The organism is uncultured Acidovorax sp. (genome assembly GCF_964021665.1).
GTDB classification, from domain to species: Bacteria; Pseudomonadota; Gammaproteobacteria; order Burkholderiales; family Burkholderiaceae_C; genus Acidovorax; species Acidovorax temperans.
In genome coordinates, this window is sequence record NZ_CAXIAK010000004.1 from 20,844 (window position 1) to 46,000 (window position 25,157).

Annotated in this window: 22 protein-coding genes; 5 read left to right on the forward strand and 17 right to left on the reverse strand. The window is 59.3% G+C overall.

Annotated elements, in window-relative coordinates; genetic code table 11:
* Window positions 1-14 precede the first annotated feature (14 nt).
* From pstA to pstS, 3 genes are all read right to left on the reverse strand, one after another.
* Window positions 15-896 carry a phosphate ABC transporter permease PstA gene (gene pstA / locus AADJ04_RS01530; RefSeq protein ID WP_044396838.1) on the reverse strand — a complete coding sequence of 294 codons (882 nt, stop codon included), beginning with the start codon at window positions 894-896 and terminating at the stop codon, window positions 15-17.
* Entirely contained in the window at window positions 893-1,819 is a 927-nt protein-coding gene (pstC, locus tag AADJ04_RS01535) for a phosphate ABC transporter permease subunit PstC (protein WP_341238517.1), read from the reverse strand. Before pstC ends, pstA begins: the two co-directional genes overlap by 4 nt.
* Before the next feature lie 166 nt (window positions 1,820-1,985).
* Entirely contained in the window at window positions 1,986-3,026 is a 1,041-nt protein-coding gene (gene pstS / locus AADJ04_RS01540) for a phosphate ABC transporter substrate-binding protein PstS (protein WP_066788412.1), read from the reverse strand.
* A gap of 314 nt (window positions 3,027-3,340) precedes the next feature.
* Between pstS and AADJ04_RS01545 the strand changes: the two genes are divergently transcribed.
* From AADJ04_RS01545 to AADJ04_RS01555, 3 genes are all read left to right on the forward strand, one after another.
* Complete coding sequence (locus tag AADJ04_RS01545; RefSeq protein ID WP_341238518.1) at window positions 3,341-4,564, forward strand: ABC transporter substrate-binding protein; 1,224 nt, start codon at window positions 3,341-3,343, stop codon at window positions 4,562-4,564.
* Window positions 4,565-4,642: 78 nt separating this feature from the next.
* Window positions 4,643-6,121, forward strand: coding sequence for a Ppx/GppA phosphatase family protein (locus AADJ04_RS01550; protein ID WP_288481946.1), 1,479 nt, complete (start codon window positions 4,643-4,645; stop codon window positions 6,119-6,121).
* A 50-nt stretch (window positions 6,122-6,171) separates the two neighbouring features.
* Window positions 6,172-6,672 (forward strand): hypothetical protein, encoded by a 501-nt coding sequence (locus tag AADJ04_RS01555; protein WP_288481948.1) that lies wholly within the window; start codon window positions 6,172-6,174, stop codon window positions 6,670-6,672.
* A gap of 122 nt (window positions 6,673-6,794) precedes the next feature.
* Here the strand turns inward: AADJ04_RS01555 and AADJ04_RS01560 are convergent, their stop codons facing one another.
* From AADJ04_RS01560 to AADJ04_RS01600, 9 genes are all read right to left on the reverse strand, one after another.
* On the reverse strand, window positions 6,795-7,256 hold the full coding sequence (locus AADJ04_RS01560; protein WP_066695212.1) for a histidine phosphatase family protein: 462 nt from the start codon (window positions 7,254-7,256) through the stop codon (window positions 6,795-6,797).
* A gap of 10 nt (window positions 7,257-7,266) precedes the next feature.
* Window positions 7,267-9,348 (reverse strand): polyphosphate kinase 1, encoded by a 2,082-nt coding sequence (gene ppk1 / locus AADJ04_RS01565; RefSeq protein WP_341238545.1) that lies wholly within the window; start codon window positions 9,346-9,348, stop codon window positions 7,267-7,269.
* Window positions 9,349-9,473: 125 nt separating this feature from the next.
* Window positions 9,474-10,559, reverse strand: coding sequence for a glycosyltransferase family 1 protein (locus tag AADJ04_RS01570; protein WP_341238519.1), 1,086 nt, complete (start codon window positions 10,557-10,559; stop codon window positions 9,474-9,476).
* The gene (locus AADJ04_RS01575; protein ID WP_341238546.1) at window positions 10,556-11,389 is read right to left on the reverse strand and encodes a UDP-2,3-diacylglucosamine diphosphatase; all 834 of its coding nucleotides are present in this window, start codon (window positions 11,387-11,389) and stop codon (window positions 10,556-10,558) included. The genes AADJ04_RS01570 and AADJ04_RS01575 overlap by 4 nt, the downstream gene beginning before the upstream one ends.
* A 41-nt stretch (window positions 11,390-11,430) precedes the next feature.
* On the reverse strand, window positions 11,431-12,270 hold the full coding sequence (locus AADJ04_RS01580; RefSeq protein ID WP_082759243.1) for a GNAT family N-acyltransferase: 840 nt from the start codon (window positions 12,268-12,270) through the stop codon (window positions 11,431-11,433).
* A 234-nt stretch (window positions 12,271-12,504) separates the two neighbouring features.
* A complete protein-coding gene (gene glmM / locus AADJ04_RS01585) occupies window positions 12,505-13,839 on the reverse strand; it encodes a phosphoglucosamine mutase (protein WP_341238520.1) in 1,335 nt (444 codons plus the stop codon).
* Between the two features lie 45 nt (window positions 13,840-13,884).
* Window positions 13,885-14,727 (reverse strand): dihydropteroate synthase, encoded by an 843-nt coding sequence (gene folP / locus AADJ04_RS01590; protein ID WP_341238521.1) that lies wholly within the window; start codon window positions 14,725-14,727, stop codon window positions 13,885-13,887.
* Window positions 14,728-14,799: 72 nt separating this feature from the next.
* Window positions 14,800-16,719, reverse strand: coding sequence for an ATP-dependent zinc metalloprotease FtsH (gene ftsH / locus AADJ04_RS01595; RefSeq protein WP_066695197.1), 1,920 nt, complete (start codon window positions 16,717-16,719; stop codon window positions 14,800-14,802).
* Window positions 16,720-16,943: 224 nt separating this feature from the next.
* Window positions 16,944-17,606, reverse strand: a complete 663-nt coding sequence (locus AADJ04_RS01600) for an RlmE family RNA methyltransferase (RefSeq protein WP_341238522.1) — start codon at window positions 17,604-17,606, stop codon at window positions 16,944-16,946.
* A gap of 32 nt (window positions 17,607-17,638) precedes the next feature.
* Here AADJ04_RS01600 and AADJ04_RS01605 point away from each other — a divergent pair, with 32 nt between their 5' ends.
* Together AADJ04_RS01605 and AADJ04_RS01610 are read left to right on the forward strand one after the other, a co-directional pair.
* Entirely contained in the window at window positions 17,639-18,112 is a 474-nt protein-coding gene (locus tag AADJ04_RS01605) for a YhbY family RNA-binding protein (RefSeq protein WP_312784248.1), read from the forward strand.
* A 4-nt stretch (window positions 18,113-18,116) separates the two neighbouring features.
* Complete coding sequence (locus AADJ04_RS01610; protein WP_066695193.1) at window positions 18,117-18,866, forward strand: glycosyltransferase; 750 nt, start codon at window positions 18,117-18,119, stop codon at window positions 18,864-18,866.
* A gap of 76 nt (window positions 18,867-18,942) precedes the next feature.
* On the opposite strand, the gene AADJ04_RS01615 is transcribed toward AADJ04_RS01610, so the two are convergent.
* From AADJ04_RS01615 to carA, 5 genes are all read right to left on the reverse strand, one after another.
* A complete protein-coding gene (locus AADJ04_RS01615; protein WP_341238523.1) occupies window positions 18,943-19,413 on the reverse strand; it encodes a DUF4149 domain-containing protein in 471 nt (156 codons plus the stop codon).
* 10 nt (window positions 19,414-19,423) lie between these two features.
* Entirely contained in the window at window positions 19,424-19,900 is a 477-nt protein-coding gene (greA, locus tag AADJ04_RS01620; RefSeq protein ID WP_044396857.1) for a transcription elongation factor GreA, read from the reverse strand.
* Window positions 19,901-20,093: 193 nt separating this feature from the next.
* Window positions 20,094-23,360 carry a carbamoyl-phosphate synthase large subunit gene (carB, locus tag AADJ04_RS01625; RefSeq protein ID WP_341238524.1) on the reverse strand — a complete coding sequence of 1,089 codons (3,267 nt, stop codon included), beginning with the start codon at window positions 23,358-23,360 and terminating at the stop codon, window positions 20,094-20,096.
* A 10-nt stretch (window positions 23,361-23,370) separates the two neighbouring features.
* Window positions 23,371-23,784, reverse strand: a complete 414-nt coding sequence (locus AADJ04_RS01630) for a hypothetical protein (RefSeq protein WP_207373267.1) — start codon at window positions 23,782-23,784, stop codon at window positions 23,371-23,373.
* A gap of 28 nt (window positions 23,785-23,812) precedes the next feature.
* A complete protein-coding gene (gene carA, locus AADJ04_RS01635) occupies window positions 23,813-24,985 on the reverse strand; it encodes a glutamine-hydrolyzing carbamoyl-phosphate synthase small subunit (protein ID WP_341238525.1) in 1,173 nt (390 codons plus the stop codon).
* Window positions 24,986-25,157: the final 172 nt, after the last annotated feature.

A 25,157-nucleotide genomic window follows, 5' to 3' on the forward strand; every position in this document is an offset into this window, starting at 1 on the left:
AATGTCTTCCTTGTTTATTTCTGGCGGGTCAAGACGCGCGCCAGGATGTTGAGACCGAGAACCGCAACCGTGATCAGGAACACGCCGGCCCATGCCAGCTCCTGCCAGTTCTCATACGGGCTCATTGCAAATTTAAAAATCGTGACCGGCAAGCTGGCCATGGGTTTGGACAGGTCAGCATTCCAGAACTGGTTGTTGAGGGCAGTAAACAGCAAAGGCGCTGTCTCGCCCGCAATGCGCGCCACAGCCAGCAACACCCCGGTGATCACACCAGCGCGGGCAGCGCGCAAGGTGACCATGGTGATGACGCGCCACTTGGGTGTGCCCAGGGCGTAAGCCGCTTCGCGCAGGCTGGCAGGCACCAACAGCAGCATGTTCTCGGTGGTGCGGATGACCACCGGAATCACGATCAGCGCCAAGGCGAGAACGCCCGCGTAGCCTGAGAAGCTCTTGAAACGGGCTACCACCACGGCGTAGACGAACAGACCGATCACGATGCTGGGAGCAGACAGCAGAATGTCGTTCACAAACCGGGTCGTGGCCGCCAGCCAGCTGCGCGACTCGTACTCGGCCAAGTAGATGCCGGCCATGATGCCGATGGGCGTGCCCACGAATGTGGCCAGCAACACCATGACCACGGAGCCGAAGATCGCATTGGAGATACCGCCGACCTCATTGGGGGGCGGCGTCATCTGCGTGAACAGCGCCACGCTCAGGCCGCCCAGGCCCAGGCGAATCGTCTCCCACAAAATCCACACCAGCCAGAACACGCCGAACAGCATGGCAGCCAGCGACAAGGTCAAGGCGATCTGGTTGACACGCTTGCGGCTGTTGTAGCGAGCCAAGCGCGTTTGCGACAGTTCTGCCGCAGAAATCAGGCGTTGAGAAGTACTCATGAGCGCGCCCCTTCACCCTTCTTGAGCTGCGAGAGCAACACTTTTGACAAAGACAGCACCACGAAAGTGATGAAGAAAAGGACCAGACCCAGATAAATGAGCGAGGCTTGGTGGAGGCCCTCGCCAGCTTCTGCAAACTCATTGGCCAGTGCGGACGTGATGCTGTTGGCGGCTTCAAACACCGACAAGGAATCGAGCTGGTTCATATTGCCGATGACGAACGTCACGGCCATGGTCTCACCCAATGCGCGCCCCAGCCCCAGCATGATGCCGCCGAGCACGCCAGTCTTCGTGAAGGGAAGCACCACCTTCCACACCACTTCCCAGGTGGTAGCACCCAGGCCGTAGGCAGATTCTTTGAGAAGCGCAGGCGTGACCTCGAACACATCACGCATCACTGACGCAATGAAGGGGATGATCATGATGGCCAGGATGATGCCGGCCGACAAAATGCCGATGCCCACAGGTGGGCCAGACACAAAAGCACCCAAATACGGAATGCCGCTGAAAGCGGCTTGCAATGGCTGCTGCACAAAGCGCGCCAAAATCGGACCAAACACCATGAGCCCCCACATGCCATACACGATGGAGGGCACCGCAGCCAGTAATTCAATGGCTGTGCCCAAGGGGCGCTTGAGCCAGGCGGGCGAGAGTTCTGTCAAGAAAAGCGCGATACCGAAACTCACCGGCACCGCAATCAGCAAAGCAATGGCCGAGGTGGCCAGGGTGCCGTAAATCATCACCAGGCCGCCGTACTCATTTTGTACGGGGTCCCAGACGCTTCGGGTCAAAAAGCTCAGACCATATTTTTCAATCGATGGCCAGGCCCCAAGCACCAACGAGACAAGAATGCCAATCAGCAACAACAGGGTCAGCACGGCAGCGCCACGGGCCAACCAGCCAAAAATGCGGTCGGCCAGCATGCCGGAAATCAGGGGGCGTGGGCGGGGTGGAGTGGTCCGTTGAGCACCACGTTCCGCCTGAGACGGGGGGGTTTGCGGGACCGGCAAGATAGTGGACACGTTGAGAGCCTTCTGTGAACGCAATCAAGGGACTGGCTGAACTCAATGCCCAGCCAGCCCGCACAGATCACTTGTAAGCGATAGCCTTGCCAGAAGTATCCTGGATAGCTGTCCAAGACTTCAGGATGGTTTCCTTCACGCTGTCAGGCATGGGCACATAGTCCAGGTCAGAAGCGGTCTTGTCACCTGTCTTGTAAGCCCATTCAAAGAACTTCAACGATGTAGCGGCTTGCACAGGCTTTTCTTGTGACTTCTGCATCAGAATGAACGTAGCACCAGTGATGGGCCACGATTCCTTGCCAGGCTGGTTGGTCAGGATCTGATAGAAGCTCTTGGCCCAATCAGCGCCCGCAGCGGCAGCCTTGAATGCGGAGTCATCAGGCGAAACAAACTGGCCTTCAGCATTTTGCATCTGCACGTAAGTCATCTTGTTCTGCTTGACGTATGCGTACTCCACATAGCCAATGGAGTTGGGAAGACGGCCCACAAATGCAGCCACGCCTTCGTTGCCCTTGCCACCCGCGCCGGTAGGCCAGTTCACAGCCGTGCCCTCACCCACTTTGGACTTCCACTCGGCGTTCACCTTGCTCAGGTAGTTCGTGAAGATGAAGCTGGTGCCGGAACCGTCAGCGCGGCGAACCGGAGCGATCGAAGCGTCTGGCAGAGCCACGCCAGGGTTGAGCGCCTTGATAGCAGGATCACTCCAGTTGCTGATCTTGCCCAGGTAAATGTCACCCAGCACTTGGCCGCTGAGCTTGATCTGGCCAGGAGCAATGCCCTTGATGTTGACCACGGGCACGACACCACCGATCACCGTAGGGAACTGAACCAGGCCCTTCTTGTTCAGGTCTTCATCCTTCAGAGGAGCGTCAGAGGCGCCAAAGTCCACAGTCTTCGCCTCGATTTGACGCAGACCAGCACCAGAGCCCACCGATTGGTAGTTGATCTTCACACCGGTGGCCTTGTTGTAATCAGAAGCCCACTTGGAATACAGAGGGGCAGGAAAGCTGGCTCCCGCGCCTGTTGCCTCTTGTTGCGCGAATGCGCTGGAAAAAGCACCTGCAGCAACCACACCGGCAACCAGAACTCGAATCGCGGACAGTTTCATGGATAAACCTCTAGAGTAGGTAAGTTGGGATATCCGTACTCTAGGTGCGCTCTATGACAGTGTTGTGACATAAAAAATGGATGTCACACACTTTCGCTGCTGTGTATTGCCCGGCAGCCCCATCGGTCGAAAGCTGGCATCCCACTCAACCGCGCACCGTCAGTCCTCCTCCACAGCCACGGCAGGCGTCACGCTACTGACACAAAACCTCACTAACCTGCCGCATATAGCCAAGCCCTCCCGCAGCGGAAGGCGTTGTGCTGCCCATCAAAAACCCCCAACCCTCCTTCGGCTCTTCCAAAGCACGCCACCCCATGCCCCACGTTGAGCGCCCTCTTCCTTGCGCCGCCGCGCAGAACACTGCATCGCAAAAACCCTTGAACGACCGGAACACCCCCGCACCCAAGGGAAAAGACGCAGGCACCCGCGCACCCCTTTGGGGACGACGAGACTGGCTGCGCAGCACTTTAGCGATAGGAACCACCACTTTTGGCAGCCGTGCCTGGAGCCAAAGCGAGAGCACCCGCAGTATTACCGTGGCGCAGGTGGTGGATATGTCTGCCGCCCAGCAGGACATCAGTCGTGACTTTCTGACGGGTTCGCGTGCGGCGTGGGTGGACCTCAATGCCCGAGGCGGGGTACAGGGCAAGCCCGTGCAGCATCTGGTGCTAGAAACCGACGGCACCACAGCCCAACTGCAATCGGCATGGAAAACGGCACACCAGCAAGCCTCATGCGTTGCCTTGTCGGGCTGCGTGGGTAACGCAGCGGCGCAGACGTTGGCACGCTACCAACTCGCGAGCGAAACAGCCACCCCACTGCCCTTGGTTGCCCCGTGGCTGCACCAGGCCGTGGAGGAAAAATCGACAGACACTGTTTTCGATGTCTTTGCCGACCTGAGGGCCCAAATCACCCATGCATTGAAGTCTCTGGCATCCATGGGCGTACCAGAACTGGGCGTGGCCTATGCGACAGGCCAGGACACAGCCCTGGCGCAGGCAGCCGTTCGGCAGGCAGCGGAGCAGTCTGTCAAGGTCCAGCGCGTCCACAGCGCTGCTCAGCTGACGCAGCCCATCGTGCTCTTTGTCGGAGGGACCCCAGAACTGCATGCTTTTGTAGGGCAACTGAAATTGCCAGCAGGGCGGCAGTGTTACGTGATTGCGCTGGCCGACGTCAATCTGCAGGTGCTGGCGCAGATGGGCAACCTGCCAAAGCGGGTGTCAATCATCGCCACACAAGCCGTTCCTCTGGTCTCGGCCAGCCTGCCCGTGGTACGCGCCTACCGCGAAGCGCTGGCCAAGTTGTACGACGAACCCCCCTCGCCCCAAGGCTTGGCAGGTTTCATTGCAGCGCGGTACACGGCGGAGGTGCTGCAACAAATGACAGCACCTCTTACCAGAGCGAATGTTCTGGCTGCCTTGCAGCAACGTAAGCCACTCAATGTGGGCGGGTGGATACCCCCTTACCAAGACAAAAAACGCTCGACAGCATTTGTCACCCAAAGCATGCTGTCGTCTGACGGCCGCATCGTAGGCTGAGCCAGGGACGCTCGTACGACCCAGGTGCTATGCTGGCTGACATCAACGCCAGAGAGACTTCGCGCACTGCGCCACCCCATGCAAAACGGAACACTGCTCGCCGCTGTGGATCTTGGATCCAACAGCTTTCGCCTGGAAATTGGCCGCTTTGAGCACGGCCACATACAACGTGTGGAATACCTCAAGGAAACCGTTCGCCAGGGCAACGGACTGGATGAAAACCGCAATCTGACGCAAGAAGCCATGGAGCGTGGATGGGCATGCCTCGCAAGGTTCGCGGAGCGACTGGCAGGCTTTCCCCGAGAGCATGTCCGGGCCGTGGCCACGCAAACCCTGCGCGAAGCACGCAATCGCGAGGAATTTTTGACACGCGGCAGCGCCCTTCTGGGCTACCCGATTGATGTGGTTTCGGGTGTGGAGGAAGCACGCCTGATCTACCAAGGGGTGGCCCACATGCTGCCCCAGTCAGACGAACGCCGTCTGGTGGTGGACATCGGGGGACGCTCCACGGAGTTCATTCTGGGACAGCAGTTCTCAGCCAATGCCGTTGCATCCTACCGGGTGGGCAGCGTGGCATGGTCCTCGCGGTATTTTCCTGACGGAGCATTCACGCCGCAGGCCTTCCTGGCTGCAGAAATTGCTGCCAAGGCGGTAATGGACGAAGCACTTTCCGTTTTCCAAAGAAATGCCTGGGAGGTTGCTTATGGATCTTCGGGCACAGCAGGCGCGGTTGGGGACATCCTGACGGCCATGGGAGGCCCTAAAGGACTGATCACCCGTGCGGGTTTGAATGCTCTGTACGAAAAGCTGCTGCGCGCCCAAAGTGCCGACCGCGTGCGCATGGAAGGGCTAAAAGACGATCGACGTGCGGTGATTGGAGGGGGTATCAGTGTGCTCCGCGCCGTGTTTGATTTGCTCGAAATCGAAGAAATGCAAGTGGCTCAAGGAGCATTGCGCCAAGGCGCACTCTACGACTTGTTAGATCGTGAGCAGCCGGAAACAGACCTGCGCACCGCCACCGTGAATGCGCTCATGCAGAGATTCGCAGTAGATACCGCCCATGCCGAGCGCGTGGCAGCCACGGCCTGCGCGCTGTTCAGGCAAGCCGCCGCCCCAGACAGCGAAAGGGCCGAAAGAAAACTGGAGTGGGCAGCCAAGCTCCACGAAGTGGGGTGTCGTATTTCGCACAGCGACTACCACCGGCACGGCGCTTACATCCTGGACAACACCGATGCGGCAGGCTTTGCCTTGCCGGAACTGCACCGTTTGGGCATCCTGGTGCTGGGGCAGCGCGGCAAGGTGCGCAAGCTGGAAGCAGATCTTTCGGACGCCTCCTTTGCTTTGCAATTGATCTGCCTGCGACTGGCAGTAGCGCTGTGCCACGCCAGGCGCGCGCCCGACATCACAGAGATGCAGTTGCGCATGGAGCCAGGGACCTTCACCCTGAAGATACCTTCGCGATGGCCCCAGGCATTCCCGCAGTCAGCGCATTTGTTGCAGGAAGAAATGGTGGCCTGGCAAAAAACGCCGTGGGAGCTGCGCGTGCAGGCTGATTGATGCGAAGCTTTAAACGGTATAAACTGTTTATACCGTTTAAGGAGAACCTAATGACCACTGCACCCGCTACAACGCCAACTGTTGCTGACAAGGAGCCCGTCAAGGCGGCAAAGCCCGTCGCTGCTGCCAAGTCCAAGAACACTCCACCGGCCACGACGACGCCCAAGGTGGTCAAGGCAGAAGGCAGCAAAGTGACTCCCGTCAAGAAGCCTGCGGTTACCCCCAAGCCAAGCCCCGCTAAAGATGTGAAAGCCAAGAAGCCCAAGCTAGTGCGGGACAGCTTCACCATTCCCAAAGACGAATACGCGGTCATCGATGCTTTGAAAGAGCGCGCAGTGCGTCTTTCCCGCCCCGTCAAAAAAAGCGAACTGCTTCGCGCTGGACTCAAGCTGCTGGCAGGTCTTTCAGACACAGCGCTGTTTACCGCACTGGAGTCTGTGCCATCCATCAAGACCGGTCGCCCCACCAAAGAGCCAGAGGCCATAGAGCAAGTCAAGCCTGGCAAGGCAGCCGCCAAAGCCAAGGCGCCATCCAAAGCGCGCTCGAAGTAACAAGTGCTGGACTGGGTCAGTTAAAAAGCTGGCCCGGCACTCCAGTCCTGTTCACGCACTGACGGGCGTTGGGCGAAAAAGAGGACTCACCGGCCTTTGAGGTCTTTCCAGGCCCTTTGCACTCAAAGATACTCTGGCGACTGCACTGTCATCAGCACGGTCTGGCTCTGCTCCAGGCGCTGCCGCTGGCGCAGCCACCACACCGCCCCCTTTCGCACAGCGCATTCTGGCGCTTGCATGCCCAGCAACTGCGCAATCACCTGCCCCAGCATAGGCTGATGGCCCACGATGAGAATCGAGCCCCGGGCGTTGGGCCATTGGGCCAGATCGAGCAGGTCTTGCGCGGTGCCACCTGGCAACAGTTCTGCACGCATTTTGAATTTACGGCCTAGTGCGGCCGCGGTTTGCTCCGTACGGCGTGCAGGGCTTGCAATGACCCTCAGGCCTTCTGGCAACTGCCGATCCAGCCAAGCCGCCACCTTCGCCGCCTGCTTTTCACCGCGAGGGGTCAACGCACGGGTCAGGTCATCCATTCCCTCACCCAGTTCTTCCGCTTCGGCATGGCGCCACAAAATCAGGTCCATTCGCGCTCCTTCATGCGGCAGCAGACGCTGCAGGGCCATAGCGCCCCATCAGCGCGTTCTGCGCCCCGCGCCCTGTCGTGGGATGTGGCGCCCGTTGGTACACACCATTGGCCGCCTGGGTCCAGGCATCGCGGTCATCGTGCAAATAGGCCACCAAACACTCGTCAATGATCTGCTGGCGTAACGCCGGATCGTTGACAGGCCACGCCAGCTCCACCCGCCGCATCATGTTGCGGTTCATCCAGTCAGCACTGGAGAGGTACAGGTCTTCTTGCTGAGCCACCCTGAAATAGAACACCCGGGTATGCTCAAGAAAGCGGCCAATCACGGATCGCACGCGGATGTTTTCGGTCAGGCCCGGAACCTGGGCCGCCAGCATGCAGGCCCCCCGCACAATGAGATCAATGCGGACCCCGCATTGCCCCGCCTTCACCAAAGCACGGATCAAGGCCTCGTCCGTCAAGGCGTTCATCTTGACGACAATGCGCGCATCCTCGCCACGGCTGGCTGCCTGGGCCACTTGGTCAATTTTCTCCAGCATGCGCCGCTGCAGATGAAAAGGCGCCAAGATCAGCTGGCGCAACTTGGGCGGGCGATTCTGACTGGCCAGATGGCTGAAGACGCCATCCATGTCCGCAGTGATTTCCTCATCGGCCGTCAAATAGCTCAGATCCGTATACAGACGCGCCGTGCGCACGTTGTAGTTGCCGGTAGATAGGTGCCCATACCTGCGCAAACGGTTGCCCTCGCGGCGGGTCACCAGCAGCATCTTGGCGTGCGTCTTCAACCCGACAACACCGTAGACCACCTGGGCGCCAACCGACTCCAACGCCTCCGCCCAGTTGATGTTGGCTTCCTCATCAAAACGCGCCTTCAGCTCCACCACCGCCATGACTTCCTTGCCCCTGCGCACCGCTTCCGCCAGCAACTCCATCAGTTCGGAATCAGCGCCCGTTCTGTAGATCGTCTGCTTGATCACCAGCACATGGGGGTCGTTCACCGCCTCGCGCAGGAACGCCAGCACCCCGTCAAAGCTCTCGAAGGGCTGGTGGATAAGCACGTCCCGCTGACGCAATTGCTCCAGAATAGACACGCCCGATTGCAATTGGCGAGGCCATGAGGCGCTCCAGGGTGGGAACAGCAATGCTGGATCGTTGACCAAATCCACCAACTGACTCAGCCGCACCAGATTGACAGGCCCAGGGACGCGAAACAGAGTAGCTGGTGGCAGCGCAAATTGCTCTAGCAAAAAGTCTGACAAAAAGGCGGAGCAGCCTGCCGACACTTCCAGGCGCACGGCCTGACCGTAGTGCCGTTGCTGCAGCCCTTGCCGCAAGGCGGTTCGCAGGTTGCGCACGTCTTCTTCGTCCAGCGCCATGTCTGAATGACGGGTCACACGGAACTGTGAAAACTCGGTCACTTCACGACCAGGGAACAAATCATCCAGATGGGCGCGCACGATGCTGGACAGACTGACAAAGCCCATGCCAGTGGGTGTCACCTTGTCAGGCAGACGAACCAGCCGCGGCAGGGAGCGAGGCACTTTCACAATGGCGACCTCGTTCTCGCGCCCAAAAGCATCAGGGCCTCGCAGGCGCACGATGAAATTCAAGGACTTGTTGGCAACCTGCGGGAAAGGATGGGCGGGATCCAGCCCCACTGGAATCAGCAGAGGACGTACCTCTTTTTGAAAGTACTCCTGCACCCACCGCCGCTGCACTGCGCTGCGCTCCCCGTGGGGCACGATGCGAATTCCCTGGGCTGCAAACGACGGGCTAAGCACGTCGTTGTACAGCGCATATTGACGCATGACCAGTTGGTGGACAGCTGCCGAAAGCGACTCCAGAGAAGCCGGGCTGTAGATGCCTTTGGTGTCACCGGTCTTGGCCGCCGTGACATGCGGGGCCATCCGCACCTCAAAAAACTCATCCAAGTTAGATGAAACTATGCACAGATAACGCAGCCGCTCCAAAAGCGGTACGTCGGCACGCGCTGCCCAATCGAAGACACGTTCATTGAACGCCAGAATGCTCTGATCCCGATCCAAAAGCACAGGCAAAAGATCGGAAGCTTTACGGCTGGCCGCTGGCATACCTCCATCGCTCGACACCCCTGCTTCCACCTCACCTGTGTCTCTGGGTTTATTCAAGGGCTTGTCCAAGGGCAGAGGAAGCATGGCGAAGGTAATCGAAAGCAGTCAATCCAGTGCAGCATAGGCTATTCAGATGACAAAGGTGTGACAGGTTTTGTGACGAATTTTTTAGATGTCACAAAACCATTTGCTGGCACGAGATGATCCAAAAACTGCTCTGCCGCAGTCTCCCAGGTGAAATGCATGGCACGCTGACGGGCTTCATGGCGCGGTACTCGCAGCGCTTGTTGACATGCTTGAAGCAGGTCTTCGTCTAACACCCCACCCTGAGGCTTGGTGCCTTCGTGAGCACCAAGGACTTCCCTGGGCCCTTCTACGGGAAAAGCTGCCACTGGCGTTCCGCAGGCCATGGCCTCCAGCATCACCAAGCCGAAGGTTTCAGACCGACTCGGAAAGACAAAGACATCGGCGCTCGCGTACACCTCAGCCAGCGCTGTCCGATCAAGAATTCCCAGCCACCGCACGTGCGGGTATCGGGCACGCAACCCTGCTTCGAGCGGCCCCACACCACACACCACCTTCGTACCGGGCATCTCCATTTGCAAAAAAGCTTCAATGTTCTTTTCGTACGAAACCCGCCCAACATACAAGCAGACCGGATGTGCGAGCGGGCCAGTCAACGTAGACACCTTAGGGGCTGGCTCAAAAGGAAACAACTGGGTATCTACCCCATGCGTCCATGAACGCAAGTGGCGAAAGCCGCGCCGCGCCAGCATGCTCAGTACCTCCCGTGTGGGAACCATAACCCCTGCAGACGGGCGGTGAAAGTGTCGAAATAACGCATAGCCCCAGGCAAGCGGAATCCGCAAAGCGGCGTGCAAAATTTCGGGGAATCGGGTGTGAAAAGCCGTGGTGAACGAAAGCCCGTTGCGTATGCAGTACTTGCGCCCGGCCCACCCCAAGGGGCCTTCTGTGGCAAGGTGGATGGAATCAGGGCGCCATTCCTCCAATTGGATTGCCAATTTTTTGAACGGTCGCACGGCAAGATCAATTCCCGCGTAGCCTGGGCATGGGCGCGTACGAAAGAGACCCGGATGAATGACCAGCACCTCATGCCCACGCTGCTGTAGCTGTCGCACCAACTCCACCAGCGTGGTCACCACGCCGTTGACCTGGGGCATCCATGCGTCTGTGACCAAGGCGATTTTCATGCCGACACCCCTTGCCCCACAGGGGCTGTGAATCCGCCAGCCAGTTGCTTGTGCCAATGCACCAACTCCAGGCGTCCATCACGGTGCTCTACCAAAGCCGTACAGCTTTCGACCCAGTCGCCATCATTGCAATAGAGCACCCCCCCAATTTCGCGCATCTCCGCGCGGTGAATATGGCCGCAAACGACACCCTGGTGCCCTCGGCGAAGCGCTTCGGCAGCGACGACTTCCTCAAAATCGGTCACGTAGTTCAACGCCTTCTTTACCTTGCCTTTGAGGTACGCAGACAAGGACCAGTAAGGCAAGCCCGCCCTTGCTCGCAAGCTATTGAGATAACGGTTGAGCTTGAGAGAAAACTCGTAAAGGTTGTCACCGAGATAGGCCAGCCACTTCGCGCACTGAATCACCCCGTCGAAATAATCGCCATGGATGACCCACAGGCTGCGCCCATCGGCAGTGGTGTGTACTGCTTCGTTCACCACCTGGATGCCCCCAAAGGAGTGCCCCTCGAACGCACGCGCAAACTCGTCGTGGTTTCCGGGCACAAATACGATGCGACAGCCTTTTCTGGCTTGCCTGAGCAACTTTTGTACGACATCGTTGTGCAACTGCGGCCAAAACCAGCGACGGCGCAACTGCCAGCCATCCACGATATCTCCCACCAAGTACAGAGAATCACAAGTGTGGTGGCGCAAAAACTCCAGCAACGCTGCCGCCTGACAGCCGGGCGTTCCCAAGTGCAAGTCTGAGATGAACACGGCCCGATATCGGGGACCCGGTTCGCACTCTTTGCTTGACTCGTCCGGAAGCGGGCGCTGCCGAAATGCCATACCCGAATCCCAGCCACCCTGCAAATCCCAGGGCGCACGCATCAGGCACCCAGAAAGTGCTTGCGATACCGGGGATGCAGATCGCCCAAGCGCATGAGCATGGGCAAATCGGCGGTGTTGAAATCGGGGTCCCAGGCAGGAGCACCCAGCACACGAGCGCCTAGACGCAGGTACCCTTTGATCAATGCGGGAGGTTCTGTGGCAATGGAGCTGTCAAGCCGCTCCACCGGCAGCGGCAGGCGAGGCCGAACGTGGTATTCGATGGGGGCCAGATGGGTTTGGCGTAATTGGTGCCAGATGCTAGCGGCCACATCCCCGCTGACCACACCGTTGTGCAGCATGGGAATGCTGGCGCACCCAATCATGGTGTCCAGTTGGTTGCGGACCATAAAGTCAGCCAGCGCACCCCACAAAGCCATGATGACACCCCCATGGCGATGGTCTGGATGCACACAGCTACGCCCGAGCTCTACCATCCGGGAACGTAGACTGCGCAAGCGTGTCAGATCAAACTCGGTGTCGCTGTAAGTGCTGCCTACCCGCTGAGCCTGCGCTGGAGTCAAGACGCGGTAGGTTCCAATCACCGCCTGGCTGGCTTCATCAAGCACCAGCAGATGCTCACAAAAGTCATCAAACAAATCAATGTCATGCCCCGGGACAGTGGTGGACAACCGGGCGCCCATTTCCAGTCCGAAGACCTCAAAACGCAGCTTTTGGGCCTGCCTCACCTCATCAAGGTGACGGGCCCACCGGACCTGTATACCTGCAGACGCCGGTTTTGCAATACCCCATGTGGCACTACTGGATCCAGAGGAAGAAACGGAGCCACTGGTGGCTGTATCTGAAATAGACAATAAGCCTTTGAGTGAGGGCTCTTGCATGAGTAGGCTCCTTCGTTCAACCCGAGAATCTGAAGCCAGGCTGGAGTACCAACCTGACATGTCTAAACTTGAGTGTGAAAGAGCCTCGTGACATCGCTGTTGCAATATCGAGGCGGAATGATGACAGACTGACCTGCGATTAGCGGTGGATGGTCTCTATTTGCTTCGCGAGCGCGGCCGCCACGTCCAAGCATCTAGCAGCGCACACTCAGTGCGTATCCCAGTCCAACTCACTCACCCGGCCTTCGCCGCATCGGCCAGTTTCTGGGCGCAGCGGTTGGCCTGGTCCGCATCACGCGCCTCAACCATTACGCGCAGCAGGGGCTCGGTTCCACTGGCGCGAATCAGAACCCGCCCTGATTCGCCCAATTCGTTTTCCACTTCGCGAATGGCAGCGGATAACAATGGGTTGCTCTTCCAGTCCTGCCCAGGCAAAAGTCGAACGTTGAGAAGCACTTGCGGAAAAAGGACAACCTCCCGCAAAAGCTGGGGCAGGCTGCTGCCGCTACGAACGCAGGCCTGCAGTACCTGCAAAGCACTCACCAAACCGTCTCCGGTGGTGTGCTTGTCCAGCGCCAGCAAATGGCCCGAGCCTTCGCCGCCCAGAATCCAACGGTGTTTAGCCAATTCTTCCAAAACGTAGCGGTCACCCACCTTGGCTCGTTCCAGACGAACGCCACGTTGCTTTAACGCGACCTCAACCGCCATGTTCGTCATCAATGTACCGACCACTCCTGGCACATGCTCGTCACGCCCCATACGGTCAGCAGCCATCAAGTAGAGCAGTTCGTCACCGTTGTAAAGCCGCCCCGAGGCGTCCACCATCTGCAGCCGGTCGGCATCGCCGTCAAGTGCCACACCGTAATCGGCATGGTTCGCGCGCACAGAGCGTACGAGTGCATCAGGGTGGGTGGCGCCGACTTCGTGGTTGATGTTCAAGCCATCGGGTGCACAGCCGATGGAGATCACCTCGGCACCCAACTCGTGGAACACCTTGGGAGCCACTTGGTACGCGGCGCCATGCGCGGCATCCACCACAATTTTGAGACCCTTCAGGGTGAGGTCTTGAGGAAACGTGCTTTTGCAGAACTCGATATATCGCCCTGCTGCATCGTCCAGTCGGCGCGCTTTGCCCAGGCTGGAAGAATCTGCCCACACAGGTGCCTCATCCAGCGCAGCCTCTACATCCAGCTCCCAGGCGTCAGGCAACTTGGTGCCTTGGGCACTGAAGAACTTGATGCCGTTGTCGGGATAAGCGTTGTGGCTGGCACTGATGACCACACCCAGGCTTGCACGCTGCGCACGCGTCAAGTAAGCAACTCCAGGGGTCGGCAACGGCCCCAGCAACACGACGTCAACGCCAGCGGAGTTGAATCCAGACTCCAAAGCACTTTCCAGCATGTAGCCAGAAATACGGGTGTCTTTTCCGATCAGCACCGTTGGGCGCTCTTCCGTGCGGCGCAGTACACGGCCCACAGCGTGGGCGAGCCGCAATACAAAATCTGGGGTGATCGGGTACTGGCCCACTGTTCCACGAATACCGTCAGTGCCGAAATACTTGCGTGTCATTTTTTGCTTTCCTTGTGCTTGAAGGCATTGTGCAATGCCTTCCCCTCACCTCACCAAACTCGCTGACGGACGCGCGGCCGACCATACAGACAGGGCAGCGACAGTCTCCCGAACATCATGCACGCGAACAATGTGCGCGCCACGCTCTACCGCCAGCAGGGCTGCGGCAACGCTGGGCACCATTCTCTGATCAACCTCCAGGCCAGTCACGGCACCCAACGAAGATTTGCGTGACCACCCTGCCAGCAAGGGGTAACCGTCAACCAAAAACTCCGCCTGGTGAGCCAGCAGCGAGAAGTTTTGCTCCACTGTTTTACCGAAACCCACTCCAGGGTCCAGCACGATGCGACTTGGCTGTACGCCCATCGCGCACAGTGACTCCGCAGAGTCCCGCAGGAAGCGCCGCACCTGAAGAACAATATCGCCATCCATGGGCGAGGCTTGCATGGTTTGGGGATCGCGGTGCATGTGCATCAGGCAGACACCGCAAGCAGGGTGCGAAGCCACGACCGCCTGTGCACCTGGCTGACGCAGCGCCCAGATGTCGTTGATGATGTCGGCGCCCAGGTCCAGCACCGCCTGCATCACCTCAGGCTTGTAGGTATCAACGGAAACGGGAACGCCCATCGAGACCGCACCGCGCACCACAGGCAATACCCGCGACAACTCTTCTTCCAAACCCACTGCTGGACTGCCGGGGCGCGTGGACTCGCCTCCGATATCCAAGATATCAGCGCCGTCCTTGATCAATTGCTCGCAATGCAGCAACGCCCGAGCGGACTGCGCGTAACGCCCCCCGTCCGAAAAAGAGTCAGGCGTCGCGTTGACGATACCCATGACCAAGGGGCGATCCAGAGCAATGGAGAAGCGGGAAGTTTGCCAGTTCATTCGTTCACGACTGTGATGTAACAACCAAAAAAGAAACGGGGCAAAAGCCCCGTTCGTGGATTCAGTAGCCCGTCAGGCTACGGTGGGTGCCGTGTCTGTCGCTACGGCAGGAGTTCCGCCTCCAGACCCATCACCGCCCGAGGAGGGAGTTCGGGGCGTCCAGTCTTTCGGCGGACGTGGCTCTTTGCCAGCCATGATGTCGTCCAGTTGTTCGCTGTCGATGGTTTCCCAATCCAACAGGGCCTTGGCCATGGCATGCATCTTGTCGCTGTGCTCTTCAATGAGACGACGGGCAAGGTTGTATTGCTCGTCAATGATGCGACGCACCTCGCTATCAACCTTTTCCATGGTCTGCTCACTCATGCTGGTGGTCTTGGTTACCGAGCGACCCAGAAACACTTCGCCTTCGTTCTCGGCATAGACCATGGGGCCCAGCGCTTCCGTCATACCGTAACGGGTCACCATGTCACGCGCAATGTGGGTGGCTCGCTCGAAGTCGTTACTGGCACCAGTGGTCATCTGGTTCATGAACACTTCTTCGGCGATACGACCACCAAACAGCATGCTGATCTGGTTGAGCATGTACTCGCGGTCATAGCTGTAGCGGTCCTGGGCTGGCAGGCTCATCGTCACGCCCAGCGCGCGACCACGGGGAATGATGGTGACCTTGTGCACGGGGTCGCACTTGGGCAGCAACTTGCCGATCAGCGCGTGGCCCGCCTCGTGGTAAGCCGTATTGCGACGCTCTTCCTCTGGCATGACCATGCTCTTGCGCTCTGGCCCCATGAGGATCTTGTCCTTGGCCTTTTCAAAGTCTTGCATTTCCACAGTGCGCGCGTTGCGACGCGCAGCCATGAGAGCAGCTTCGTTGCAGAGATTGGCCAAATCGGCTCCGCTCATACCAGGCGTGCCACGGGCGATGATGGCAGGAGCCACATCTTGGCCCACTGGAATCTTGCGCATGTGCACGTTCAAGATCTGCTCACGACCCCGAATGTCAGGCAGCGTGACATAGACCTGGCGGTCAAAACGGCCTGGGCGCAGCAATGCAGCATCGAGAATATCGGGGCGGTTGGTCGCAGCCACGACGATCACGCCGAGGTTGGTTTCGAAACCGTCCATCTCGACCAGCATCTGGTTCAGAGTCTGCTCACGCTCATCATTACCGCCACCCAGGCCTGCACCACGCTGGCGACCTACGGCATCGATTTCATCGATGAAGATGATGCAGGGCGCATTCTTCTTGGCGTTTTCAAACATGTCGCGTACGCGGGCAGCCCCCACACCGACGAACATTTCCACGAAATCAGAGCCCGAGATACTGAAGAACGGCACTTTGGCTTCACCAGCGATGGACTTGGCGAGCAAAGTCTTACCGGTGCCCGGAGGGCCCACCAGCAGCAAACCGCGTGGAATACGACCACCCAACTTTTGGAATTTTTGCGGGTCTTTCAAGAAGTCCACAACTTCTTTAACTTCTTCCTTAGCCTCGTCGCAGCCAGCCACATCCGCGAAGGTGACCTGGTTGGTGTTTTCGTCGAGCATGCGGGCTTTGCTTTTGCCAAAACTGAACGCACCACCCTTGCCACCGCCTTGCATCTGGCGCATGAAGTAAATCCATACGCCGATCAACAACAGCATCGGCCCCCAGCTGACCAGCAACGTCATCAAGAGAGAACCCTCTTCGCGAGGCTTCACGTCGAACTTGACCTTGTGCTCAATGAGATCACCCACGAGTCCGCGATCCAGCACGGAAGCATTGGTGCGGATCTTTCGATCATCGGTGGTGGTGGCGATGATTTCGCCGCCGCTCAGTCCCTCCGGGATGACGGCGCTCTTGATGCGGTTATTGCGAACTTCATCCAGAAATTCGGAATAGCCCACCGTCGTCGCACCGGCGCTGCCTCGGGTATCAAACTGTTTGAATACCGTGAACAACACCATGGCGATGACCAGCCACACGGCAAATTTCGAAAACCACTGATTGTTCAAGCGGAACTCCAATTACAAGGGAGAAGAATGGCCAGTTGCCAGTACGGCAGTAGCTTTGGGTGATTTTAGGTCTTTCAAGGCGCGGCCACCTGTTTATCCCCCCCTGGACCCATGGGCGCCGTGTGGAAATTGGGTGAAGTCTGCGCACTGAATTGACCTGAGGCAAGCTGGAGCTCGATTTTGTTCCCAAGCCCCATGCTCCAAGGCCGGAAACGCACCAAATGCTATGACTGGGCTTTGAGCCCCATGCCCACCAGGAAAGTTTCGGAAGATTTATCCCGCGATGCCTTCGGCTTCAAGGGCTTCACCACCTTGAAGGTCTGCTTGAACAAATTCACCAGGTCGCTGTATCCACTGCCATGAAACAGCTTCACCACCAAAGCGCCATCGGGCTTGAGGTGGGCACAGGCAAAATCCACCGCCAGTTCCACCAGATGCGCAATGCGCGCCGCGTCTGCCGAATCGATGCCGGACAGATTAGGGGCCATGTCAGACACCACCACATCCACCACGCGCCCAGCCAGCGCCTGTTCCAGCCTTTCTAGGACTTCGGGCTCACGAAAATCGCCGTTCAGGAATGTGACGCCTTCGATGGGCTCCATGGGCAAGATGTCCAGGGAGATGATGCACCCATTGAGTTGCCCCGCCGCCGCACCTGAGGGAGACAAGCGGCGGCGCACATATTGACTCCATGCCCCGGGGGTAGAACCCAGATCGACCACGGTGTAACCGGGTTTGATCAGGCCCAGCTGCTCGTCAATTTCCTTGAGTTTGTAGGCTGCGCGGGCACGGTAACCCTCTTTCTGGGCCAATTTGACATAGGTGTCGTTGACATGGTCGTTGAGCCATGCCTTGTTGACCTTCTTGCTTTGGGTTTTTACTTTCATTGCATTTTTCTTCCTGCCTCGATAATACGGCCATGCCCCAAATTCAATTGACTCCCGCAGAGCGCCGGGAACACCGCGCCAATGCCCACCATCTGGACCCTGTGGTCCTTGTCGGTGGAGATGGCCTGACCCCTGCGGTCAAAAAAGAAATCGATGCAGCCCTGAATGCGCATGGTTTGATCAAGGTTCGCGTGTTTGGTGATGACCGCGCCGCCCGCGAACTGATGTACCAGGAACTGGCCGCTGAACTCAATGCCGCCCCCATCCAGCATATCGGCAAGCTGCTGGTGTTGTGGCGCCCCATTCCTCCCAAGGAACGCACCGTGGACGAAGACCGCATGCCCGGCCCCCGCGATGTGAAGGTGCTCAAGTTCAGCAAACGTGGTGGCCAGCGCCCCGAGATCAAGCAGCTGCGCGTGCTGGGCAACCAACGCCTGACCTCCGGCGGCCAGATCAAGCGCGCGAAGCCCAAGCAAAAGTCCATCAAAAAGCGCCAAGCCGACTGACCCCATGCCAGGACACGGACAAGCGGGTCACGAGCGCCACATCATCTGCATGAAGTGGGGCAAGAAGTACGGCCCCGAATACGTCAACCGGCTGTACGCCATGGTTCGCCGCCACCTGAGCGGCGACTTCCGGTTTGTATGCCTGACCGATGATGCCAGCGGCATTCGCAGCGAAGTGGAATGCAAGCCCATTCCTCCTCTGGATTTGCCCCCCGGCATTCCAGAGCGTGGCTGGACCAAACTCGTCACCTTCAGCGCAGACCTTTACGGCCTGCGAGGCACCGCCCTGTTCCTGGACGTGGACGTGGTCGTCACCGGAAGCCTGGATGACTTTTTTACCCAGCCGGGCGAGTTCCTGATCATTCACGATTACAAGCGCCCATGGCGCATTACCGGCAATTCGTCGGTGTACCGTTTTGAATTGGGCGCGCACCCCGACGTGCTTGAATACTTTCGCGGCCACTTTGCCGAAATTCGCCAGAAGTTCCGCAATGAGCAGGCCTACCTGTCGGACTTTTTGCACAAGCAAGGCAAGTTGCAGTACTGGCCTGCAAGCTGGTGTCCCAGCTTCAAATACCACGGTATTCCTGCCTGGCCCACCAATTATTGGAAGGCGCCGTTTGTGCCACCGGATGCGCGCATCGTGATTTTTCATGGTGAATGCAACCCGCCTGACGCACTGGCAGGGCGACGCAACCGCAGGTTCCGTTACATCAAGCCTGCCACCTGGGTTGCAGAGCACTGGAAAGAATGAGTTGATGAAACTCACCAAAAAAACCGCCTGAACGGCGGTTTTTTTATGGCTCCAAGCCTACTGGTGCAAAGGTGTATCAAGCACCAGCCGGGTCATCGGGGCTGCCCGACGGCAGCAGGGCACTGTCGTGCAATACCGCACCCAGCAGTCGCATCTTCAGTAGCACCACCAAAGCACACAGCCACTGCAAGCCATACAGCACCGAACCAACGGTGTGCCAAAGCCGCAAATCCTGCCTCGCCACGATGCGGGGGGCTACGCCGTATTGCGACACCAAGGCGAGCAGCATGCCGCCTACTATGAAAAGCATAGCTGCTTGCGCCCATGGATAGAGCGCTACAGCCCCTTTTGGTCTTGAAAGCAGTAACAGGAGCAAAGCGCAGCAGACAGACACCCAGGTCTGCGCCGCAAACAGCTTGGCAGCCATGGTTCCTGCCGTGGCAGGCGTGGGCAGGTGTGCAAACAACATGGGCACCACCAGCAGCCCCACGGTGGTGAGGCTGCCCCACCACAAGGCGGCAGCCAAGAATGAAAGGCGCCCTGTCACAGCCCTGGCCTCACACGTAGCTGACCGCGACGACCTCGTAGCGGCGGATACCGCCGGGCGCCTGCACTTCAGCGGTGTCGCCCTCTTCCTTGCCGATCAACGCGCGGGCAATGGGGCTGGAAATGTTGATGAGGCCCTGCTTCAGATCCGCCTCATCTTCCCCCACGATCTGGTACTTCACCAGGTCGCCCGTATCTTCATCCTCCAGCTCGACCGTGGCACCAAACACCACCTTGCCGCCGCCATCCACGGCACTGGGGTCGATCACCTGGGCGACGGAGAGCTTGCCTTCAATCTCCTGAATGCGGCCTTCAATGAAGCCTTGGCGATCCTTGGCGGCATCGTAGTCGGCGTTTTCGCTCAAATCGCCTTGCGCACGGGCTTCGGCAATGGCCGTGATCACGGCGGGACGCTCGATGGTCTTGAGGCGGTGCAGCTCTTCCTTGAGCTTTTCAGCGCCGCGCTTGGTAATTGGAATGGTGGCCATTCTTGTCACTCTCCATAAGTCAAATGCAGCCCAATTGAATGGGCTGCAGCAATAGGTTCCGCCCGCAAGGCCCAACAGCCTGCAGACATGGACGACCCTAAAAAGGAAACCGCCGCACGTTGCCGCGCGGCGGTGTTTGTTCAGCGGCGATTATGCCGTGTTTGCGGCAGCAAAAGCCACCGCGAAAACCCGGTCAGGCTGCCAGCTGGGCGTGCAGTTCCTGCACCGAATACACGTCGAGTTTGTCCAGGTACTTCATGCCCTCGACAGCCGCCTCGGCACCAAAAATGGTGGTGAAGGTAGTCACGCGGGCCAGCAGCGAAGAGGTACGGATCGCGCGCGAATCAGCAATCGCGTTGCGGCGCTCTTCCACCGTGTTGATGACCATGACAATCTCGTTGTTCTTGATCATGTCCACGATGTGCGGACGGCCTTCAGTCACCTTGTTCACCACTGCCACAGGCACGCCAGCCTCGGCAATCGCGGCTGCAGTACCCTTGGTGGCCACCAGTTCAAAGCCCAGAGCCACCAGCTGGCGGGCGATGTCCACCGCGCGTGGCTTGTCGCTGTTCTTCACCGTGAGGAACACCTTGCCTGAGGTAGGCAGCTTGGTGCCCGCGCCCAGCTGGCTCTTCACGAAGGCTTCGCCAAAGGTCTTGCCCACGCCCATCACTTCACCGGTGGACTTCATCTCGGGGCCGAGGATGGTGTCCACGCCAGGGAACTTGACGAACGGGAACACGGCTTCCTTCACGCTGAAGTACGGCGGTGTGACTTCCTTGGTGATGCCTTGCGAAGCCAGGGTTTGGCCGGCCATGCAACGTGCCGCCACCTTGGCCAACTGGATGCCAGTGGCCTTGGAAACGAACGGCACCGTGCGCGAGGCGCGGGGGTTCACTTCCAGCACGTAGATCACGTCCTTGCCGTCCACTTCCTGGATGGCGAACTGCACGTTCATCAGACCCACCACATTCAGGCCGGCCGCCATAGCCGCAGTCTGGCGCTTGATCTCGTCGATGGTCGGCTGCGACAGGTAGTACGGGGGCAGCGAGCAGGCGGAGTCACCGCTGTGCACCCCTGCCTGCTCGATGTGCTCCATCACGCCACCAATGAAGGTGACACCAGCGGAGTCACGCACGCAGTCCACATCGCACTCGATGGCGTTAGACAAGAAGCGGTCCAGCAGCACGGGCGAGTCGTTGCTCACCTTGACGGCTTCGCGCATATAGCGCTCCAGGTCGCGCTGCTCGTGCACGATTTCCATCGCGCGGCCACCCAGCACGTAGCTGGGGCGCACCACCAGGGGGTAGCCCAGGGCGGCGGCTTTTTCCAGTGCTTCGGCTTCAGTGCGTGCAGTAGCGTTGGGCGGCTGGCGCAGGCCCAGGTCGCCCAGCAGCTTCTGGAAGCGCTCGCGGTCTTCGGCGGCGTCAATCATGTCGGGCGTGGTGCCGATGATTGGTACGCCTTCGGCTTCGAGCCCCAAAGCAAGCTTGAGCGGCGTCTGGCCGCCGTACTGCACGATCACGCCGACCGGCTTTTCCTTGTCCACGATCTCCAGCACGTCTTCGAGCGTGACGGGCTCGAAGTACAGGCGGTCGGAGGTGTCGTAGTCGGTGGACACGGTCTCAGGGTTGCAGTTGACCATGATGGTTTCATAGCCGTCTTCGCGCATGGCAAGCGCGGCATGAACGCAGCAGTAATCGAACTCGATGCCCTGACCGATGCGGTTCGGGCCACCGCCCAGCACCATGATCTTCTTGTTGCCGGTAGGTGCGGCTTCGCATTCCGCGGCGGCGCCGTAAGGCGCAGCCTCGTAGGTCGAGTACAGGTATGCCGTGTTGGTGGCGAACTCTGCGGCACAGGTGTCCACGCGCTTGTACACAGGGCGCACCTGGTGTGCACGGCGTGCTTCGCGCACCGCTTTTTCGGTGGTCTTGAGCAGCTTGGCCAAGCGGCGATCCGAGAAGCCCTTTTGCTTGAGGGTGAGCAGCGTGGCAGCGTCCAGCGCAGCCAGGGCGCCCTCACCCTTCTCGGCGACGAGCTTGTCGATGTCGAGTTCGATCTTCACGATCTGCTCGATCTGCACCAGGAACCACTTGTCGATCTTGGTGAGGTCATGCACCTCGTCCACCGACAGGCCCATGGCAAACGCGTCACCCACGTACCAGATACGCTCGGGGCCAGGCTCGCCCAGCTCTTTTTCTAGCGTCTCGCGGTCTTGGGTCTTTTCGTTCATGCCGTCCACGCCCACTTCCAGGCCGCGCAGGGCTTTCTGGAAGGATTCCTGGAAGGTGCGGCCCATGGCCATGACCTCGCCCACAGACTTCATCTGTGTGGTCAGGCGGCTGTCGGCAGTAGGGAATTTTTCGAACGCAAAACGTGGAATCTTGGTCACCACGTAGTCGATCGATGGCTCGAACGATGCAGGCGTTGCGCCGCCCGTGATTTCGTTCTTGAGTTCATCGAGCGTGTAGCCCACGGCCAGCTTGGCCGCGACCTTGGCAATCGGGAAGCCCGTGGCCTTGGAAGCCAGCGCCGACGAACGCGACACGCGTGGGTTCATCTCGATGACGATCATGCGGCCGTCCTTCGGGTTCACCGAGAACTGCACGTTGGAGCCGCCGGTGTCCACACCAATTTCACGCAGCACCGCCAAAGAGGCGTTGCGCATGATCTGGTATTCCTTATCGGTCAGCGTCTGCGCTGGGGCCACGGTGATCGAGTCGCCCGTGTGCACGCCCATCGGGTCCAAGTTCTCGATGGAGCAGATGATGATGCAGTTGTCCGCCTTGTCGCGCACCACTTCCATCTCGTACTCCTTCCAGCCGAGCAGCGACTCTTCGATCAGCAGCTCGTTGGTGGGCGAGGCTTCCAGGCCGCGCTTGCAGATGGTCTCAAACTCTTCGGGGTTGTAGGCAATACCGCCGCCTGTGCCACCCAGCGTGAAGCTGGGACGGATCACCGTGGGGAAACCCACGTTCTTCTGCACCGCCCAGGCTTCTTCCATGCTGTGCGCAATGCCTGAACGTGCAGAGCCCAGACCAATCTTGGTCATGGCGTCCTTGAACTTCAGGCGGTCTTCGGCCTTGTCGATGGCTTCGGGCGTGGCGCCGATCAGCTCGACCTTGTATTTGTCGAGCACGCCGTTGCGCCACAGGTCCAGCGCGCAGTTCAGCGCGGTCTGGCCGCCCATGGTAGGCAGGATGGCATCGGGGCGTTCCTTGGCGATGATCTTCTCGACCGTCTGCCAGGTGATGGGCTCGATGTAGGTGACGTCGGCCGTGGCCGGGTCGGTCATGATCGTCGCGGGGTTGCTGTTGATCAGAATGACCTTGTAGCCTTCTTCGCGCAGGGCCTTGCAGGCCTGCACGCCGGAGTAGTCGAACTCACAGGCCTGGCCGATGATGATCGGGCCAGCGCCGATGATGAGAATGCTTTTTATGTCGGTACGTTTTGGCATGGTGCGGTGTTCATTGGCCCTGGGAGGCAGGGGCCTCCGGGCTGGTGGTGGAGGCGGCGGCAATCGCGTCGCGCCGCAGTGTCAGCTTGTCGAGAAGGGCCTGTACGCGCTCGGGCGGCAGGTTCTTTTGCATCAACTGCAGAAGACCGTCGCCCTGAATCAGCGGGCGCAGCACCTCGGTTTCGGCCTCATAAAAGGTGACGTCCCAGTCCTGCATGGCTTCGGCAAACGTGGCGTCGTCCCAGGTTTTGCCTTTGGCCACCAAGGTCACGAGCGGCATCGCCTTGTTTTCCACAAACGCCTTTTTGTAGGGCTTTTGCGCCCAGCGTTCGGTGAACCACTCCTTGTGAGGAGAGGGCAAGGTCAGAACGCGCTTGTGGATCGCTTTTTCAAGCGAAGCCGCCGGAAAACTGAACAACTTCATAGAACAGGACCTTCTCGGAGCGATCCGCTTACGCGGCTTTTGCAGCCTGCATCGCGCGGGTGAAGCGGTCAAACAGGTAGGCGATATCGTGCGGGCCGGGCGATGCTTCGGGGTGACCCTGGAAGCAGAAGGCAGGCTTGTCGGTGCGCTCCAGGCCTTGCAGCGTGCCGTCAAACAGGCTGATGTGGGTGGGGCGCAGCGTGGCGGGCAGCGAATCCATGTCCACCGCAAAACCGTGGTTCTGGCTGGTGATGCTGACACGGCCAGTATCCAGATCCTTCACAGGGTGGTTGGCACCATGGTGGCTATTGGCCATCTTGAAGGTCTTGGCGCCGGAGGCAAGGGCCATGATCTGGTGGCCCAGGCAGATACCGAAGGTGGGCACTCCGCTGTCCATCAGCGTACGAGCAGCTTCAATGGCGTAGTCGCAAGGCGCTGGGTCGCCGGGGCCGTTGGAGAGGAACACGCCATCGGGGTTCAGCGCCAACACATCGGCAGCGGGCGTCTTTGCAGGCACCACAGTGACCTTGCAGCCACGTTCGGCCAGCATGCGCAAGATGTTCTTCTTCACGCCGAAGTCGTATGCGACCACGTGGAACTGCGGGGCTGTCAACTCACCGTAGCCCGAGCCGAGCTTCCACTCGGTCTGCGTCCACTCGTAACGCTGGGCAGTAGTGACCACCTTGGCCAAGTCCAGGCCCGCCATGTTGGGAGCAGCCTTGGCTTTGGCAACCGCGTCGTCGATCAGCGCCTGCGTGACCGCCTGACCGGCAGCCAGGCCAACAATCGCGCCGTTTTGCGCGCCTTTGCTGCGCAGCAAGCGGGTGAGCTTGCGGGTGTCGATGTTGGCGATGGCAACGGTGTTCTCGCGCACCAAGTACTGCGACAGCGTTTCCGTCTGGCGGAAGTTGCTGGCCAGCAATGGCAGATCTTTGATGATGAGGCCTGCGGCGTGGACCTTGTCAGCTTCGACGTCCTCTGCGTTGACCCCGTAATTGCCGATGTGCGGGTACGTCAGGGTGACGATCTGCTGGCAGTAGCTGGGGTCAGTGAGGATTTCCTGGTAGCCGGTGATAGCGGTGTTGAAAACCACTTCGCCGACGGTGGTGCCGGTGGCACCGATCGAATTGCCGATAAAGACCGTGCCGTCTGCGAGCGCCAGGATGGCGGGCGGGAAGGTTCCCTGGATAGACAAAAGCACTGGGTTCTCCGGATGGTTACGGTCGCCCGGCGCCTGCTAGCCACTCGCAGGGCGAGTGCCAATGGCTGCTCTCAGATGGGTTATTGCTTTGGGTGCGGTCGGGCGACGCTGTTGCGAGAAAAGCCCCCGATTATACCCGCACACCTCTAAACCACGATGCAAAATGATGCGC